The organism is Candidatus Hydrogenedentota bacterium, assembly GCA_016791475.1.
GTDB lineage: Bacteria > Hydrogenedentota > Hydrogenedentia > Hydrogenedentales > JAEUWI01 > JAEUWI01.
In genome coordinates this window covers 1-635 of sequence record JAEUWI010000290.1, presented here as the reverse complement: position 1 = coordinate 635, position 635 = coordinate 1, and the positions used below count along the sequence as shown (strand labels likewise).

General features: G+C 66.0%; 1 protein-coding gene. It reads right to left on the bottom strand.

All coding sequences use genetic code 11. The features are described 5' to 3' along the window. Positions 1 to 635 (bottom strand): diguanylate cyclase (locus JNK74_29260; GenBank protein ID MBL7650266.1); only part of this gene is annotated, 635 nt, incomplete at both ends.

Below are 635 nucleotides of genomic sequence, written 5' to 3'. Positions count from 1 at the left end.
AGGGCGATGAAGCGTTCCGGATGGACCATGCCGAATTCCGGATGCCGCCAACGGATCAAGGCTTCGGCGCCGACGATGGCGCCATCGGCCAGGCGGATCTGAGGCTGGGAGTATAGGCTTAACTCGCCGTTTTCCAGGCCGCTCCACAGCGCGTTCTCCAGCCTCAGCCGCTCGGCGGCGAAAGTCCCCAGATCCTGCGTGTAGAACTGCAGCGAGCCGCCGCCGGCGGCCTTGGCCCGATGCATGGCGGCATCGGCATGGGCGAGGAGGGTCTCGGCATCCCGGCCGTCGCCGGGATAGAGGCTGGCGCCTATGCTGCAGGCTTGGTGGATGGAATGTCCTTGCACGACGAAGGGCTGCATGAAGGCGGTGAGCACCTTGCTGGCGCCATGCAGGGTTTCCTGGACGCCGCTGCGCAGCCCGTCGAGGACGATGACGAATTCGTCGCTGCCGTGGCGGGCGACGGTGTCGCCGTCGCGGACGATCTGTTGCAGGCGGGCGGCGATTTCCCGGATCAGGGCATCGCCAAAGGAGTGGCCCATGCTGTCGTTGATGAACTTGAAGCGCTCGATGCCGACGAAAAGCACGGCCAGCACCATGTCCTTGTCGCGGCCGAGGTGGGCGATGGCCTGCTC